13 protein-coding genes are annotated in these 17858 nt (G+C 53.5%); 1 reads left to right on the top strand and 12 read right to left on the bottom strand.

Annotation, left to right across the window (positions count from 1 at the left end):
• Positions 1-38: 38 nt before the first annotated feature.
• The 5 genes from MHI24_RS31400 to MHI24_RS31380 all read right to left on the bottom strand — a co-directional run bounded on the left by MHI24_RS31400 (position 39) and on the right by MHI24_RS31380 (position 4788).
• Positions 39-383, bottom strand: a complete 345-nt coding sequence (locus tag MHI24_RS31400; protein WP_340023476.1) for a YojF family protein — start codon at positions 381-383, stop codon at positions 39-41.
• Positions 384-499: 116 nt separating this feature from the next.
• The gene (locus tag MHI24_RS31395; protein WP_340023475.1) at positions 500-1573 is read right to left on the bottom strand and encodes a hypothetical protein; all 1074 of its coding nucleotides are present in this window, start codon (positions 1571-1573) and stop codon (positions 500-502) included.
• A 117-nt stretch (positions 1574-1690) separates the two neighbouring features.
• Positions 1691-3112, bottom strand: coding sequence for a HAMP domain-containing sensor histidine kinase (locus MHI24_RS31390; RefSeq protein ID WP_340023474.1), 1422 nt, complete (start codon positions 3110-3112; stop codon positions 1691-1693).
• Positions 3090-3797 (bottom strand): response regulator transcription factor, encoded by a 708-nt coding sequence (locus MHI24_RS31385; protein WP_340023473.1) that lies wholly within the window; start codon positions 3795-3797, stop codon positions 3090-3092. The genes MHI24_RS31390 and MHI24_RS31385 overlap by 23 nt, the downstream gene beginning before the upstream one ends.
• 196 nt (positions 3798-3993) lie before the next feature.
• Positions 3994-4788: an SDR family oxidoreductase gene (locus MHI24_RS31380; RefSeq protein WP_340026850.1), complete on the bottom strand. Its 795-nt coding sequence runs from the start codon at positions 4786-4788 to the stop codon at positions 3994-3996.
• Positions 4789-4946: 158 nt separating this feature from the next.
• Between MHI24_RS31380 and MHI24_RS31375 the strand changes: the two genes are divergently transcribed.
• Positions 4947-5852, top strand: a complete 906-nt coding sequence (locus tag MHI24_RS31375) for a LysR family transcriptional regulator (RefSeq protein WP_340023472.1) — start codon at positions 4947-4949, stop codon at positions 5850-5852.
• A gap of 310 nt (positions 5853-6162) precedes the next feature.
• Here the strand turns inward: MHI24_RS31375 and MHI24_RS31370 are convergent, their stop codons facing one another.
• The 7 genes from MHI24_RS31370 to abc-f all read right to left on the bottom strand — a co-directional run bounded on the left by MHI24_RS31370 (position 6163) and on the right by abc-f (position 17830).
• The gene (locus MHI24_RS31370; RefSeq protein WP_340023471.1) at positions 6163-8973 is read right to left on the bottom strand and encodes a beta-glucuronidase; all 2811 of its coding nucleotides are present in this window, start codon (positions 8971-8973) and stop codon (positions 6163-6165) included.
• 11 nt (positions 8974-8984) lie between these two features.
• Positions 8985-10589, bottom strand: coding sequence for a response regulator (locus tag MHI24_RS31365; RefSeq protein ID WP_340023470.1), 1605 nt, complete (start codon positions 10587-10589; stop codon positions 8985-8987).
• A gap of 1 nt (position 10590) precedes the next feature.
• Positions 10591-12378, bottom strand: a complete 1788-nt coding sequence (locus MHI24_RS31360) for a sensor histidine kinase (RefSeq protein ID WP_340023469.1) — start codon at positions 12376-12378, stop codon at positions 10591-10593.
• Positions 12379-12544: 166 nt separating this feature from the next.
• On the bottom strand, positions 12545-14242 hold the full coding sequence (locus MHI24_RS31355) for a hypothetical protein (protein WP_340023468.1): 1698 nt from the start codon (positions 14240-14242) through the stop codon (positions 12545-12547).
• Between the two features lie 64 nt (positions 14243-14306).
• Complete coding sequence (locus MHI24_RS31350) at positions 14307-15203, bottom strand: carbohydrate ABC transporter permease (protein WP_340023467.1); 897 nt, start codon at positions 15201-15203, stop codon at positions 14307-14309.
• A gap of 6 nt (positions 15204-15209) precedes the next feature.
• Positions 15210-16103, bottom strand: coding sequence for an ABC transporter permease subunit (locus MHI24_RS31345; RefSeq protein ID WP_340023466.1), 894 nt, complete (start codon positions 16101-16103; stop codon positions 15210-15212).
• Positions 16104-16348: 245 nt separating this feature from the next.
• A complete protein-coding gene (gene abc-f / locus MHI24_RS31340) occupies positions 16349-17830 on the bottom strand; it encodes an ABC-F type ribosomal protection protein (protein ID WP_340023465.1) in 1482 nt (493 codons plus the stop codon).
• Between the last annotated feature and the right edge of the window lie 28 nt (positions 17831-17858).

Here is a 17858-nt window from a genome sequence, read left to right as displayed (position 1 = left end):
AGCTCTGTTATTCATAGCTGCGTTCTCCTCCATGTTCATCAAAAAGGGCTCCGGCTAAGCTGCAACGCTACAATCAGCTTGCCCATACTGTCATGCCCGGCCAGAATCAGCCGCTCCGTATCCTGCTCATCCACATGCGTCAGGCCTTCTGCGTAAATCCAGCCCTTTTCTGTCTTCAGGCCCACCCGGTAGGGTCCGGCACCAGAGATAGAGCCGTGGGTGTAACGGATCCCGGCATTGCTGATAAACACCGAGCCCGGAGCACGGGAGCTGTCGAAATGGCTGGCATAGGCTCCGTTGGTAAGTTCAAGATGGATATATAGATCATCGCCGACGAATTGGTCGATTCGGGTCTGGATCATCTGTGGTTCGATTAGCTGCATGGTGTCCTCCTGTTGTATCAAGAATAGCTGATTCCGGTGCATTTATTATACATGAAAAAAAGAGCCTGCCCAAGGAACGCTAAGAATTCCTCAGGCAAGGCCGGTGACGCTGAAATTTACAGATCAACTATAGAGAAAACCTTATCGTTAAGGAAATAGACGTATTGGCGTCCGTACACTACATACCCGTCGTATACCTCATCCGGCTCTCCCCAGGCGAGCAGTAGCTCGGTGATTGTCATGCCGCTGACCGCCCGCTCTTCACGGATGGACTTCCACATCTTATCGCTGATTTTGAAGGTGGTTTGCGGATTCTTGAAAAATAAGATGTCTTCGACGTAATCACCATAATCACCCGCAGTTGGATCAATCTCCACCGGAATCTCCTGCCCGTTGGCCCGGCGGATGATCATTTCTAAATTCCCGTTTACAGGATTTGAGCGGAAGTTGGCAACGGTTGCTTTCTCAAAGTTCTTGAACGGAGAATTGCTCAGCTCTGAATTTCTTACCCAGACCGTTTGTCCATTATAGTAATACTTCAGATAATCGATATTCTCACTATAATACATGGTATTGTCCACAAAATCATTCAAATCCAGGATCCACTCGGTTCCGGCTTCATTTTGCATCACAAAGTTCTGGTTGTACTCATCGACGTACTGTACACTCTTCACCCAGTGGCTTCCCGGGTGTCCGTATAAATAGACCTTTTTGCCCAGCGCAGTACCCATCGTACCCGGCAGCTTGCTGATCGCGTAAAGCATACTGTTGCTCTTATTCTTGCCGTCCTCTGTGCTCCAGACGAACAAAGCGATGGCGCTGGAAGCATATTTACCGTCGATCGCTCCGAGCTTAAGCAGTGTTTTGAAGGCTACGTAATTGGAGCTTTTGTACAAAATAGAGTTGTCCTTGTTCAGCTTGGCGCTGCCTTTGCTGCCTGTGAGCGTTATGCCGGCGGCATCCGCCGTCACAGTGAAGCCCGGAATCTGCCCGGCCAGCTTCACCGGTACATAGGCAGAGCCATTCACAAGCACAGATTTGGCTGGCGAGATGATTAATTGCCCTTCAATAAAAGTAGCAATCTCCGTATACGCCGGAGCGGCGGCAGCCGCTGCCGTTCCGGTGCCCCCCGGATAGACCAATCCGGCTACGAGCAGCAGCGTGGTGAGCCATAATGCGAGTTTTTTCATAGATGTTCTAATTCCTTCCCCCCATGTAAGTTAGGCGCTCCGGCTATTTGCCGCTATTCGCCAATCCAATAGATTCGACAGGGAGGAAATCATTTCCTCTAAGGAACAGAAAACTATTTATTTCGGTATTCGGATCACAAAAACGGTCGGCTCGCCCTCCCTGCTCTCCAGCAGTAAGGTGCCTTCCATCTTCTCCACGTTCTTCTTGGCAATGGATAAGCCCAGTCCGGTTCCTCCGCTGGCCGTCGTCCGCGCCTCGTCGCCCCGTACAAAGGGATCAAAGATCGTGGACCACAGCTCCTTGGGAATCCCGATCCCGTTGTCTGCGATCTCAACCCGGATATCCGTCTCCTCGGGAATTACCGATACCCGGATACGCGTCCCTTCCGGATTGTAGGCCAGCGCATTGCCGATCAGGTTATTAATCACACTGGCGAACAGCTCAGGATCGTAGTGGGCGTAGACCTCTTCTTCGGGCACCTGAAGGTGCAGTTCGAAGTCTTTTTGCTCAATCTCGCCATAGGTGTCTGCAATAATCTCCCGCAGATGGTCTCCCAGCTCAAGCCGCTGTATCCGCAGAATAAAGTCCGGCGAATCCAGCTTAAGCAGGTCGAGCATATGCTGAATGAGCTTCGTCACCTGCACCGACTTGGTGTAGATGTAATTCAGGTATTTCGCTTGCCGCTCGGGGTCCGTGACCCGGCCTTCAATCAGCGCCTGCGCATACCCTTGAATGCTCGTAATCGGCGTCTTCAGGTCATGGGACAGGTCGACCATCAGCCGCTGCTTGCTTTTCTCGGCCTGCCGCTTCTCCTCGGTTGTCTTCTCAATCACATTGGCCATATAGTTGAAGCTGTTGCCGATCCGCAGGAACTCCGTCTCCGCGTACAATGCAATCCGGGTATTGTAATGCCCTTCCATCATCCGGTTCAGGCCCAGATTCAGCACCCGCAGCGGCTTCTTGATCCGTCTGGAGACCCAGTAGCTGTACACGAAGATCAGCAGCAGAATCAGCCCGCTGACCACAAAGACATAGAAGAACACCGAATGATTCAGGTACGACATCAGCAGCTCATTGTTGATCGACACCTTGACCACATCCCGGGGAAGCTTCAGCAGCAGCCACTCCGCCCCGCTGTCATTCTGCACGCTGGTGATCGAGTAGTAAAACGGCTGATTGCTGCGGTTCTCCAGTCCCTGATACAGCGTCTCCTCATCATACATCTGAATATCATCCTGCTTCTCGCCAATCACCTGGATGACCCGCTTGCCGGAATCAAGCAGCTCCAGCCAGCCTCCGCTCTTCAGCAGACGCTCGCTCTCCGGCCCTTCGCCCAGCTCACCGAGATACGTATGGGCTTCCACCGACATGTCGGGATCTGGAATCATTTTCTCGCGGATGACTTGGGTGATATCCTTCTGCACAAATAAATAGACGGCCAGCACCAGCATCAGGAGCATACAGTTGAACAGCAGGAAGTCGATGGTCAGTGACGTTTGCAGCGGGCGGCTGTCTCTACTTTTCCACGGGTGCTTCAATTTTGTACCCCAATCCCCTGATTGTCTTCAGGTATTCCGGCCGCTTGGAATCGCGTTCAATCTTCTCCCGGATGTTGCTGATATGCACCATGATACTGTTATCCTCATACACGTAGAAGTCCTCCCAGACCGTCTCATAGATCTTCTTACGCGTAAAAACACGGCCCGGCTGCTGCATCAGCAGCTCCAGAATTTTATATTCAGTAGAGGTCAGCGCGACCGGTTCACCGTCCACCTCTACCTGGCAGCTGCTCCGGTCCAGGGTCAGCCGGCCCAGCACAATCTGGTCCTTCGGCTTCTCCTCCTCCACCGCCTTGGCGTCGAACTGATGCACCCGGCGCAGCAGCGCCCCGGCACGGGCCACGATCTCCAGCGGATTGAAGGGCTTGGAGATGTAGTCGTCTGCACCCAGCTCCAGGCCGAGGATTTTGTCATGGTGCTGACTCTTGGCCGACAGGAACAGGACGGGAAAATGCTCCGTCTCGCGAATCCGCTTCAGCAGCTGAAGCCCATCCATTCCCGGCATCATAATGTCCAGAATCGCCAGGTCAATCTTGTGGCTCTGCATCAGCTTCAGCGCTTCCATTCCGTTCTGGGCCTGCAGAATATGGTATTCCTTCTCCAAATATAGCTGCAGCAGCTCCACAATCTCCGCTTCATCGTCGGCTATAAGAATGGTATACATGCTGAATCCCCCTCTGTCTCTCTCTTCATGCAAGTCTTGCTACTCACTAGCTGTAACTATAGCCTGCCATTCTTAATCCAGTCTAAACCAAAACTAAAGAAAAGCTAAAGATTATTTACAAAATCCCCCCAACATTTCTACCTTTCAAAAAAATAGTCCGGCACAGCCATCATTGGCTTGCCGGACTGTTCGTTGCTTATACCGTAGGTACTGTTCCGCCGTCAATCACGTATTCGGCACCCGTTATGGAAGCTGCGCGGTCGGAAGCGAGGAAGGCCACCAGCTCGCCCACCTCCTCAGGGAAGCCCGGACGTCCGATCGGAATGCCGCCCAATGCGTCCATTACCGACTGCAGCGCACTTTCCACACTGCCGGTCACCTCTGCGATACTTTCCAAGAAGGCTTCGGCTGCTGTGGTTTGAATGAAGCCCGGTGCGACCCGGTTCACCCGGATGCCCTTCGGAGAGAATTCCTTAGATAAGCTCTTGCTGTAACTGCTTAACGCAGCTTTGGCGGCTGCATAGGGGATGGTCGATTCGATCAGCGGCAGCACTCTTTGAATGGAAGAGATGTGGATGATGACTCCCTTACCCTGCTCCAGCATAAGCGGGATCAGCCCCCGGTCCAGCCGAACGGCAGCCAGCAGGTTCAGATTCAGCGCATCCATCCAGTGTTCATCGGATGCTGCGAGAAATCCCCCGGCTGGTGTTGAGCTGCCGCCAGCATTATTCACCAGAATGTCGATCCGGCCGAACCGGGCCTTGACGGCAGCAATGACTTGCTCCACACCTTCCGGCGTGGACAGATCGGCCTGGACGAACAGATCCGATTGGGGTCCTTCAGGGGGCAATGTCCGGGCGGTGGTCATGACTTCAGCACCTGCCGCCGTGAACCGGGCAGCGATAGCCTGTCCCATTCCTTTGGTGCCGCCGGTCACCAGGATTTTTTTACCTTCGTATTCGGTTAGCGGGTTAGCATAAGTTATAGCCATCATTACAGCCTCATTTCATGAAGTATTCCCCAGTCCGGCTGGCGGGTGCAGCCGCTTAAGGTGTACATTCATCTTATGCTTGATTAAGTTGTGCGTCTAATTTATTATTTTCATGTAATTCATTAATAATATTCATATAAATTAAGGAGTCTTTTTCAATGGAGCTTACCCAATTAGAGTACTTTCTGACCGTTGCCCGGCTTGAGCATATGACCTCCGCCTCCAAGGCGCTACGCATTACCCAGCCGGCACTGAGCCATGCGATTTCCAAGCTGGAGAGTGAGTTGGGCGTTCCTCTCTTCGAGCGCAAGGGCCGCAATGTTCACTTGAACCGCTATGGGCTGATGTTCAGCTCACGGGTTGAAGAGGCGCTGCGCAACATTGAGAACGGGGTGCGGGAGATTGAGGAGTCATCCAATGCGGAGAGCGGGGTCGTTCATATCTCCTACCTGAACATTCTTGGTGTTGACCTGATCCCCTCGCTCATCCGGGATTATCAGGCGGATCACCCGCAGGTCCGGTTTGAGCTGTACCAGGGGAATCACGGGGATATTGTTGAAGCACTGGAGAATGGCACCTCGGATATGCTGATTACCTCCAGAGAGACTACGGGAGAGGATAAGGAATGGCTGGTGATCCGCCGATTACCGATCTATATCGTGGTCTCAGCCGCCCACCGATTCGCCTCGCGCGCTTCTCTGAGTCTGTTCGAGCTGTCGGGTGAGCCGTTCGTAGGCCTGAAGACGAATTGCGGGCTGAAGCACACGATCACCTCACTGTTCAGCAATACCAACTTCGAGCTGGCCCCCACCTATGATGCTGAGGATCTGATTACCGTTGCCGGCTTCATAAAAGCAGGCCTCGGCGTCTCCGTGCTTCCGCAGACACTGGGACTTATGCTTGACGGCCTGGTCTGGATACCAATCGAAGAAGCAGGCTGGGAATGGGAGGTTGGCATGCAATGGCGTAAGGACCGTTACCTGTCCCCTGCGTCCAGAAGATTCTTGGAGTATGTTCAAGAGACTAGGGAGGTAGCAGATTCAGACTTGCGGGTAACAACTTAGTCCAATACAAGCTGAGGGTTTGCCGAGCGTCTGGTATAGGTACACAGTTGGGCTTAGTTGTAGTCTGTACAGTTAAATCGTCCGATTTTCTATCGATAGTATGTTTAGTTGTATAACGTACATTTAAACTTCCCCCACAGCCGGGTTTCCGCTCATTCAGGCAATTTTAGTTGTACAGACTACACTTAGAAGAGGAATGCCTTCCTTTTTGATAGTTTTAAATGTACGGAATACAACTAAATTACATCTAAACAAAGAGCTGCCCCAACCAGCCACACTTCACGGCTGTGGGACAGCTCTACCCAGTGTTTTAGCGAATCAATGCCAGAAGCTCTGCAACCGTTGCCCGGTACTGCGGCTGAAAATCAGCAGAATTCATATAACCGGCTATACTGGTCAAGAATTGTCTGCCTTCAGGTGTTCCGCTCACCTTAGCGGCATCCAAAGCACACAGCAGCAGGTTACCGTTAGCTACACGGCATTCTGTGAGGAAACTTAGCTTGTGATTGCGCTCGAAATTATCGATGGTCTGTACGATAGGATTCCAGCTGCGGTCCGCCTCATCCATGATAAATGATTTGGAATGCTCCACAATCGTCCACCACGGGTAGGTGGAATGTGCTTCGCTCGGGAAATCGCGCAGCACCGGATGCCCGTTATCGATCAGCAGGCCCATCGTACCGATGGGAACCCGCCGGTTCATGCTCTCCGAAATCGAGCGGAACATTGGGTAGCACCAGAAATCCGTACAATAATAACCTTTGATTCCGTTCTGAACCGACTCCGGCTCCGGCATCAGCAGCACATTGCCGCCTTGCTCCAGCAGGGAGACAGCCTCCTCAGACAGCTCTGTGAACACATGAATGCCTCCAGCTTCAAGCGGGGTATCGCTCTGCTCCGGATAGATCCACAGGTCATAGCTCTTACGGATATCGGTTCCCTGGACCCGGAGCGCCAGCTCTGCCCGGCTCATCCGGGCAACCGCCGGAAGCTCAACCGCCAGCTCGCAAATGTCAATGTAATGGGTTCCGGCAGGAATCCAGGCTCCGGCTAAGCCCGTTGTCCGCACTCCTCCTTCAATTGCAAGCTCCCAGTGCAGCTCGATGGCATCCGGCATACCGCTGCGGAAGCAGCTCAGCTCCACATGGGCCTCGAAGGTCTCCCCGGAGGCGTAGTTGTACTTAGGGAATCTGGCCAGCAGCACGGCGTCATTACAGAAGGTCCGCCACTCTTCCGGGCTGATCAGCCCCTTGGAATCCATGAACGCATCCAGAACACCTACCAATGCTGTACCCTGGCCGCTGAAGTCCTGGAGATCCAGAAGCTGGAACCCCGCCAGCCGGCGGGAACGGAAAGCAGCCTCAAGCTCCTCCTTGTAGCAAGCGACAGCGAGCTGGCCGGAGCTTCTGAAATAGGCATCAGCCAGATGGCCAAGCCCCTTGCTCTCCAGCCGTTCCCGGAAGATAATGAAATTCTCCGCTTTGAGCGGACCGGTATATTTCTCAATCTCCGCGAAATTCGGGAATGTCGCATACTGTCCGATCTCATGCGAGACTACGGGCACCCGGGGAATCCATTCGCCGGATTCACCGCCAGCCTGAACGGTCTTGGCTTCGGTACCATACTGGATCAGGATCTCGCCGCCTGCCTCAGCGGTCACTCCTTCACCGCTCCCAAAGCCCGGCGGAACAATCTGGTCGTCATAATCCTTCATTGTACTTGGCAGCGAGGTCTGGACATGGCCGAGCGGAGCATCACACATCGCATAGGAGCCTCTGAACAGCCGGTCGCGTGTGAAGCGGACACCGCTGAAGAAGTCATCATGCTCCAGCACCTCAGGCACCCACTGATGGTTATTGGAGCCTTGAGTGTAGAGCAGACGGTCATCGAACGCCTTATAATCTGCGAGGAAGGAGTCAATGCGGGCTTTGCTGCCCCATAGCTCATTGCCAAGCGACATCATGACGAAGGAGGGATGATTGCCGAATTCGCGGAGAATGGCATATCCTTCGCGGATCAGGTAATCCTGCTCTGCCTGGTTATGCCCTTCATCCGTCTCGTCGGTAATCGTGCCCCAGAACGGCAGCTCCGGCTGCATATAGATTCCGAGCAGATCCGCAGCGGTGAAGGCTGCTTCCGGCGGACAGCAGGTATGGAAGCGGTAGTGGTTCATGCCGTAGGACTTCGCAATCCCCAGAATTCGCACCCATTCTTCTACGTCTGTCGGAGCATAGCCCGTGAGCGGAAAGATCAGGCCGTCATGCTTGCCGCGCAGAAAAGTCTTGTCCCCGTTAATCGTGAACTTGTCTCCCTCAGCCCGGAATGACTTAAGCCCAAAGATCACCTCCTGCGAGTCAACGGGAATTCCATCACTGCCCTTGAGAACAAGACTGACAGTATAAAGATTGGGAGCGGATTCACTCCACAGCAGCGCACCCTGACCCAATGCATAGTCAATAGTGAACGGGCCCGGTGCGATGACATATTCCTGTTCCTCTACGGAATGGGTTGTCTCACTATTGAAGCTATTGGCAGATACCGCTAGTGTGGCACCTTGCATGCTCTCCAGCGTTGCCGAGATCTGCACCGAACGGGCAGGCAGGTCAGATTTCAGCCGGAGGCCGCTAATCCGGGCTTCCCCATAGAACTGCAGCTCCATCCGCCCGGTAATCCCGTTCCAGTTGGTCTGGGTATCCGGCGAGGTCAGATGCCCGCCTTTGGTCGGATAACCGGTATTGTTCACCCGGATCGTAAGCGTATGACTCCCGGGCTGAAGCTGCGGCAGCTCATATACATGCGGAGTGTTCAGGCTGTCACGGCTGCCGATTTCCACACCGTCCACCCAGAGGGTTGTTAGCCGTGTGCGTTCCAGAAATAAACAGCAGCGCTTACCCGCCAGCTCTACCGGAATCCCAACCTCTCTGGAGTACCAGACCGGTCCTTCAAACAAATATTCATCCGTTAGCGCGCCTGTGAGAACCTCGCTATTCTTCGGCCCTTTACGGGCATGGGACGTAGTTCCCGGCAACGTGATTGCATCGGTAAAAGGTAATGCCAGTCCTTCTCCCTTCTCTTCCAGCTGCAGCTTCCATTCGCCTTCAAGACTGATCTTTACCAGCACATTTATCACTCCTAATAATGGTAATCTCTATACTCTTGCGGGGTGGTACCGGTAGTCTTCTTGAACAGGAAGGCGAAATAGGCCGCCGTCTGAAAGCCTACCTGCTCCGCGACTTCATACACCTTAATGCCAGGATCACGGAGCAGCTCCTTGGCCTTATTCATACGCGTTTCCTGGACATATTCGGAGATCGTCTGGCCGGTTTCTTTTTTGAACAGCACACTTAAATAACTTGAATTCAGATGGTACAGCTCGGCCAGCTGCTTCACCGTCAGATTCTCCTGCAGATGTGCGGCCAGATGCTGCCGGACCTGCTGGATCAGATGATGCTGCTGTGCCGTCTGCTCCTTCTGCTTATGCTGTGTATAATGGACGAGATATTCCAGAACGGCCTTCCGCACTTCCTCCACTCCGGTGCAGTCAATTAAGCGCTGCCACATCAGAATATTCGTTTCCGTATCCGTTTCCTGATTCCGTTTCAGCTTGCGTGCCAGCTCGCTGAGCAGTCCCATGCCGAACGCCTGCACATAAGAGAAGGAGATGGGCTCTCCGGCCAGCATCATCTCAAAAGCATGGCTTGCATAAGCCGACGCCTTGCTGTTCTCCCCAAGCTCCAGCAGCTTGACGATCTCCGGAATGTACTCCTCACGCAGCCGGAAGTCATGATATTCGTTCAGCAGATGCCGGTCACAATATACAATCTGCCCATATCCGGCCAGCCGTGCATCGGCAATCATATGCCGTACCTCTTTATACAGGAGCGGAATTTCCGTCCAGCTGCACGCCTCTCTGCTGACTCCGACCGTAACGGAAGCACCATATTGTTCCTGAAGCACTTCCTGAATGAAGCTTAGCTGCTTCTCCAGCCTGGCCCGCGCCTGCGGAACCGCTTCCAGAACCAGCACAGCCGTCTCACCTGCTCCCGCTTTCCCGATATATGCGCCGGAGAAGCCGTCCAGCCCAAGCTTCACCGCATTCTGCAGGCCTTCCCCCAGCAGAATCTGCTCCTTGGCATCATGGCTATGATGCAGGTGAAGACTGTCACAGTCGAAGAGGAACAGCGTAGCCTGCCACTCTCCTGCCGGAAGATCAAGCAGACGCCGCCATGAATCCAGCAGTTCATCACTGTGAATCAAGCCTCTGGTCAGATCCTTAATGAAACGCTCCAGCAGCACTTCCCGGCTCTCTGTCACCTTCTCCCTGAGCAGGGCTGTTTCCTGCTCCAGCAGTTTTTTCTTCTCAGCTGCTGCGCGGAGTGCCTCCAGCTTCTGTTCCAGCTCCTCCGTCTTGACCGGCTTCAGCACATAGGCCTTAGCCCCAAGCTGGATTGCCTCCTGCACGAATTCAAATTCATCGAAGCCGCTGATCATTACGGTCTGCATCGACTGCTGCTGCGGATAATCAGCCTGGATTCTGGCGAGCAGCTCGATTCCGGTCATCCCGGGCATCGCCACATCGGTAATGAGCACATCCACTTTGTTCTCCTGCAATACAGCAAGCGCTTCCAACCCGGAACGGGCCGTCAGCGGCGTCCCGTAGCCAAGTGTCTCCCAGCGGATATGCCGGAGCAGGCCTTGAATCTGCATGGGCTCATCGTCAACAATCAATACACGCATGTTACCCCTCCTTCGTCTTCAGCTCGGGACGTTCTATGCAGACCGGAAAATGAATGGTTACCGCTGTCCATTCGTCCTCTGCACTGTCGATTTCAAGGCGGCCTTCAGGACCGAAATATAGCGCCAGACGTTCCCTGATATTATTCATGCCGAACCCGTTCCTCGTACCGCTGTAAGTACCCGCGCGTATCTGTTCGAGCTTCTCCCGGCTGATCCCCTGCCCGTTATCAAAGACCTGGATGCGCACCTCATCCCCTCTGCGTTCAGCCGTAATCTGAATAAAAGCATGCTCCCTGGCCGTAATGACGCCATGCAGATAACAGTTCTCTACAATCGGCTGCAGGATCAGCTTGATGGTATAGAGACTCAGGATCTCCGGTTCCACCTCCCATTCCACCGACACCTGGCCCGGATAACGGAGCTGCTGGATATCGATATACGCCTTCACATGTTGCAGCTCATCACTGAAACGGGTTACATTGACCTGATTGCCCAGGGCCAGCCGGTAAAAGGTCGTCAGCGCATCTATCGTGCGGACTTGCAGCTCATCCTGCTGATCCAGCGCCCGCCAGCGGATCAGACTGAGCGAGTTGTAGATGAAATGCGGATTAATCTGTGCCTGAAGCGCCCGGAAGGATTGCTCACGCTCCTTAAGCAGCGCTTCCGTATGCTCTTCAACCAGCTTCCCGAGCCGCCCGGACATGGAGTTAAACAGCACCTCCAGCTCGCCCAGCTCATCCTTGTCCCGGTTCTTCACCTTGACTTCGAAATATCCTTCCGATATATCCGTCATCCGGTTCCCCAGCTTGCGTATCCGCCAGATGATATTCTTCAGAACAATCATAATCAGGAAAACAGACAGCAGCAGGAAGAACGCTATTCCCGCTGCGATATAATACAGAATCCGTCTGGACTGCTCCTCCAGACGGTCCAGATGCACCAGTGCGCCAACCCGCCAGCCGGACTTGATCTCCTGCGTAATTAGTACCGTTCCGTTATCAGTCCGGGTAGTTCCGCCAGACCTGCCCCAGTATTCACTTAATGAGGAGGAGGATAGCGAGGTAGCGATCTCGGATGGTTCTGAGGAAGCGATGATCCGCTGACTGCCGTCAACGATATACATTTCCCCGGCACCGTCAAAGGGATGGTCGAAGGATTCGGCGAACACGCTTTTATAATCCAGCAGCAGATAGACCAGCCCGTGTACCTCCCCGTTACTGTCAAGGATTTTGTGCGATACGACCAGCTTGTTTCGGTCATCCTTGGCATTGGTCCATACCAGATTATCCGGAGAAGCCAACCGCTGCGCATACCAGTCTTGTTCACGCTGTCCGGACAGCAACCGCCCCTCAGGCTTCCAGAGCAGGCCGCCATCCTGTACCAGCGTAGCATTGGTATGGTAGATGCGGAAGTTCTCAATGCCTGGAAGGTATTTGCTCGTAAACAGGAAGGATCTGTCCACATAATTGACAGTGCCAAGCTGTTCTGTGATATCCGTATAATCCCGCGTTATTCTGGAGATCAATTCACCATCTGTCGCTGTCCGTGTAGCCAGAAGGTCATAGCTCTGCTTGCGGAACTCGATGCTCTGCGCACTCTGGCGTACAGCTTCCCTGATGGTCAGAATATAATTGGCCCGGACGGTCTGCAGCATCAGGTAGCCTGCTCCCGCGGCAAGCAGCACCGTAGGAAGGAATACAATCAGGCCGTAGAACAGGACAATTTTGCCTCTCAGGTTCATGGACCGGGTCATACGAATAATCCACTTCTCTATGCTCTGCTTGATCATATGGCCCTCCTACGAACTATAAAGGGAGCCCCCTCACAGGTGAAGGGCGCTCCGGCATATTTTAAAATTTAAGAATTTATATGTTTCACGCTATACATTATCCTTCTATTTCTCGCTGAAACGGTACCGTCCTTTAAATGGACGGCAAAGCCGTTTCCACTTGTTTCTAGCTGCCTGCGTTCATTTCTTCCTCATATCTGCTTAGCCACTCAGCCTTGACTTCACTCCAATGTCCGCGTTTCTCCAGCGCTTCCTGGAACCCGCTCCACTCCGCTTCGAATTTGGCATCGTCCCCCGCCATCAGCAGCTTAGCCCGGTATTCCTTGCGGATATTTTCCAGCTCCAGTGAATATTTCTCCCATACCCCGCCCTGCTTAACCTCGATCAGATCATAAGGCTCTGCTACACGGATAGTCCCCATCTTGCCGATGGCTTCGGTGAACTGAATGGTCTTGGCTGCACCAGCCTTACCGCCATCTTCAGTGTTCCACCATGGGTACCACTCATTGCTGTAGGAAGAGGTCATATAGAGCTCCGGTGTAACTTTGGATTTCTGGGCGGTATCGCCGGAGTTGCGCGCGGTCTTGTACGCTTCATCTGTAAATTTCCACTTGCCCAGCGGCTGGTCCGTCCAGTCCCAATACTTTCCTGCCGGCCCCTCGCTCATCACCTGCTGCTGCTCTGGCTTCGGCTGCAGGCTGTAATCCAGGAATTTCAGAATCGCCTCAAGATTCTTGGTCTTCTGGCTGATATAGACATCATAACCCGGATTCGGGTTCGTGACCTGGTTAATGCCCAGCTTCTCTACCCCCGCAACCTTCGGAAAAGGAATGACTTCATAGAACCAGCCCGGCTCCGTAGGGCCGTCCAGCGTCTCCCAGGCTGTAGCGTTAATGTTCCAGAAGCTGCCTACATTCAGCGCGACCCTGCCGGATTTGTTCTTCTCGATATATTGCTCTCCCTTATTGGTCACTACTTCCGGATCAATCAGCTTCTCCCGGTACAGCTTATTCAACCATTGATAAGCGGCCTTATAATTGGGATTATCATAAGCGAAAACAAATTGATCCCCCTGCTTCTGAATGCCATTGCCGCCCGTACTGACGCCAAACGCAGTCAGCACCGCATTCTCGTCACTCCAGCCGAGCGAATCATTAGTGTCCATAAGGAAGGACATGGGAAGCAGCGTTTTACCGGAGGCGTCTTTCTGTTCTGCGGCTTTTTTCAGGAAGGTCTCAATCCCCTCCAGTGTGGTCAGATCGGCTGTAGTCATGCCTGCCTTCTCCAGCACATCCGTTCTGACAAACCAGCCCTGCGAGGCCCAGCCCGGCCAAGGCTCTTCCGGGTTCTGGTCAAACCAGGTCGGAATCGACCAGATATGGCCGTCCTCATCCTTCATTAACTCCAGATATTGCTTCGGAATCGCCGCAAGTCCCGGATATTTATCCGGCATGTCGAAATACTGCTCCACCGGCATCACCTGCTTGGAGCGCCGCATGGCGCTTTTCACGGTCTCGTTCCGGCTGAAGATCGCCGCATCCTCGAATCCGCCGGTGTTGATCTTCAGGTTAAGCGCTGTCATCGCATCGCCCTGTGTAGCCTCCAGCTTCACATCCACTCCCGGCTCCTGTTCCCGCCAATACTTCTGCACCAGGCTGTCATTATTGATGGTTGCCTTCCAGCCGAGCCAGAGGTTGAAGGCTGTAGAACCGCTCGCCCCTTCAGTAGCTGCAGGCTTATTTCCTGTACTGCTGTTGTTTGCCGCCGTATTTCCGCCGCCGGAATTGGAACCGGAACACCCGCTGACAATAGTCAGCAGAGCCGTCATGGCCAGAGCTGTTAGCCGGGATGCTTTGATTTTCACTAGATTACTCCCCCTATATGGTTATTGTACTGCATAATGCTTCTATAGCCATTAAGCTTAGAGCTCAGCCTTTCACTGATCCCAGGAGAACGCCTTTGACGAAATACTTCTGCAGGAAAGGATACACACAGAGAATCGGCAGTGCACTGACCATCACCACAGACATTTTGATCGACATCAGCGTAATATTCTTTAATTGCGAGCTGCGGGCCAGCGCCTCCTGATTGTTATTGGAGCCAAGCACGGCCGACAGATCCTGTGCCGACAGCAGCTGCTGCAGGAAGGTCTGCACCGGAATCAAATTCTGCTTGGTGACGAAGAAGGCTCCGGCGAACCAGTCATTCCAGTGGCCCACTGCGGTGAACAGTCCCAGTGCAGCGAGCATAGGCTTCGATAACGGGACGATAATTTGCCATAGAATACGGACCGGTCCGGCCCCATCCAGCTCCGCCGACTCGACGAGCGCTTCCGGGATGCCCTGAATGAATTTCAGCATAACGAACATGTTCCAGACGGAGAACAGCCCCGGCAGAATATACACCCAGAACGTATTAATCAGACCGAGATTATTCAGCTGGATGTAAAAGGGCACGAGTCCGCCGCTGAACAGCATCGTCAGCAGAATGTAGCTGAGAATCATGCTGCGCAGCGGCAGTCCCCGGTAGGAGAGGCCGAAGGCCACCAGCAGGGTGACCAGCAGTCCGCCAGCCGTGCCAATTACCGTTCTGCCCACTGTAATCAGGTAGGAATGCCGGATGGTCTCATTGCCGAGCACGATCTCGTAATTGATCAGTGTGAAGCTGCGCGGCCAGAGATAGACCCCGCCTTTGGCGGCATCCGCCCCGTCATTCAGCGAAATCGCCAGCATGTACAGGAACGGATACAGCACCGATACGCATAACAGGGATAGCAGGACAATAATGATGTATTCTGCTGTCTTTTCACCTCGGCTTGCTTTCATGGGCCTTCACCACAGTCCTTCCCCGTTTAGTTTTCTGGACAGCTGATTGGTTGAGACGACCAGGATCAGGCTGATTAGCGAAGACAATAATCCTACTGCCGTCGCCATCCCGAAGTACCCCTGCTGCAAGCCGTTGCGGAGAATATACGTATCCAGCACATCGGCAACGCTATGATTGGCAGAGTTCATGAGCGGATAAATCTGATCCATTCCCACTGTAATTAAGCTTGGAATACTAAGAATCAGCACAATGGAGATGGTCGGCATGATTCCGGGAAGGGTGATGTGGCGGATCTGTGCCAGCTTGCCTGCACCTTCCACCTTCGCCGATTCATACAGCTGGGGATCAATGGTTGTAATAGCAGCCAGATAGAGGATGGTGTTCCAGCCGGTCTCTTTCCATAAGCCGCTGAAGACAACAATTGGACGGAACCACTCCGTCGAACCGAGGAAGAATACCGGTTCTCCCCCCGCCTGCCCGATGAACTGATTGACCAGTCCGCCGTCCAGCGTAAGGAAGGATTGCAGAATATAAGCAACAACGATCCAGGAGAAAAAATGCGGCAGATAGCTGACCGACTGGACGAAACGCTTGAACGCCGGCCGGGTCACTTCATTGATCAGGAGCGCCAGCAGAATCGGGGCGGGGAAGCCGCAGATGAACTTCAGCACCGAAATGTACAGCGTATTCTGTACCACCGTCAGGAACTGCAGGTCTTCCAGGAATGAGAAGTTATCCCAGCCCGCCCATGTGCTGTCCCAGATCGAGGTACCGATCTGAAAATCCTTGAAGGCGACCTGAATCCCGGCCATGGGGATATAGCTGAACAGAAACAGCAGGACGACTCCGGGCAGGATCATCAGATATTGCCAGCGGTATTTGTAGATTTTGTTGTACAATGGTCTCCCCCCTTGATACTTCTATCATAAAAGGAACCGCCCACCTGCGCCTATATAACAGCGGTTGGATATCTATCGTTCTGATTTGATCTTGTGAAGCGCTTACCAGCAGAGGCGGGATTAAGGGATACGGGCGGGTATGGCAGGCGTAACAGGCAGATGTGTCGGTACAGCAAAAAGCGCATGCCGGATCATACCGGCACGCGCTCAATGAGTGAAGCTGATTCCGTTGTATGCTGACCTGCTTAGTCGAGCATAACCTGCTTCGTTGCAATGTTGGTGCAGAATTCCTGGTCGTGCTCTACAAACAGGATCGTCGGCGCGTACTCCAGCAGCAGCTCCTCAATCTGCATCCGTGAGATGACGTCGATGAAATTAAGCGGCTCATCCCAGATATGCAGATGCACCTGCTCGCTGAGGCTGGCTGCGATCAGCACCTTCTTCTTCTGCCCGCCGCTGTAGGTGGACAACTCCTTCTCGAATTGCAGCCGTGAGAAATCCAGCTTCCGCAGGATGGCCTTGAACAGACTCTCGTCGATCCCCCGTTCTCTGGCATAATCGTTCAGGCTGCCCTGGAGGTGCGAAGTATCCTGCGATACATAGGAGATAGCCAGCTGGCCATCCTTGACGAAGCGGCCTGTATAGCTAATGTCTCCGCCGCAGATCAGCTTCAGAATGCTCGATTTCCCGGAACCGTTGCTGCCGGAGAGGGCAATCCGGTCCCCCTGTTCGATGGTGAAGGTTACACCTGAACATACGGTTGTATCGCCATACCGGATAGCAACCTCCTCCAGCTCCACCAGCTGCTCTTTATGATAAGGAAGCTGTGCAATCTTCAGGCTATCCGCACTTTCCAGATTGCGCAGCAGCTTCGACTTCTCGGCGATGGCGGATTCCTGCCGCCGCTGAATCGACTTGGAGCGCTTCATCATCTTGGCAGCCTTATGGCCGACATAGCCTTTATCTATTTTTGATCCGGAATTTCTGGAGCCAATCTTGGATTTCTCCACTTCATGCGCCCAGCCGCCCGTCCGTTTTGCTGAATCCGACAAGCGTTTAATGTCCTTCCGCAGCTTCTCGTCCTCCGCCAGCTCGAACTGGTCCTGTCTGGACTTGTTCTCCCACCAGCTGCTGAAATTGCCCTTCTGAATCTCAATATTGGTCTTGTTGATCGACAAAATATGGTCCACACAGTTATCCAGAAAAGCCCGGTCATGCGACACCAGAATATACCCGTTCTTCGTGCGGAGATAGTCGCTGACCAGCTTGCGGCCTTTGGCATCCAGGTGGTTGGTCGGCTCGTCGATCAGCAGGAACCGGTTCTCCCTGGCGAACAGCGCGGCGAGCAGCACCTTCGTCTGTTCTCCGTTCGACAACGATTCAAAAGGCCGGTACAATGCATCTTCAGACACCTTCAGCAGGGACAGCTCGCGCATGAACTTCCAGTTCTCCAGCTCCGGGTCGATCTCATCCAGGATCTCCAGGGTCTGAACCGTCCGGTCAGCAATCTCATACGGGAAGTACTCGAAGCCCACCTGTGCGGAGATCGTTCCGCTGTATTCGTATTTGCCGAGCAGCAGGTTCAGGAAGGTTGTCTTGCCGCGGCCGTTGCGTCCGGTGAAGCCCAGCCTCCAATCCGTATCCAGCTGAAAGCTCACATTTTCAAAAATATTATCGTAAGTGCCCTCATAGGCAAAGGTTAAATTGCTCACATTGATTAAAGACATACGCATATCCTCCTGTATTCACAAAAAT

This window comes from Paenibacillus sp. FSL K6-1096 (genome assembly GCF_037977055.1).
GTDB lineage: Bacteria > Bacillota > Bacilli > Paenibacillales > Paenibacillaceae > Paenibacillus_AQ.
Note: the sequence above shows the minus strand (reverse complement) of the source record. Positions and strands in the feature narration are given on the sequence as shown.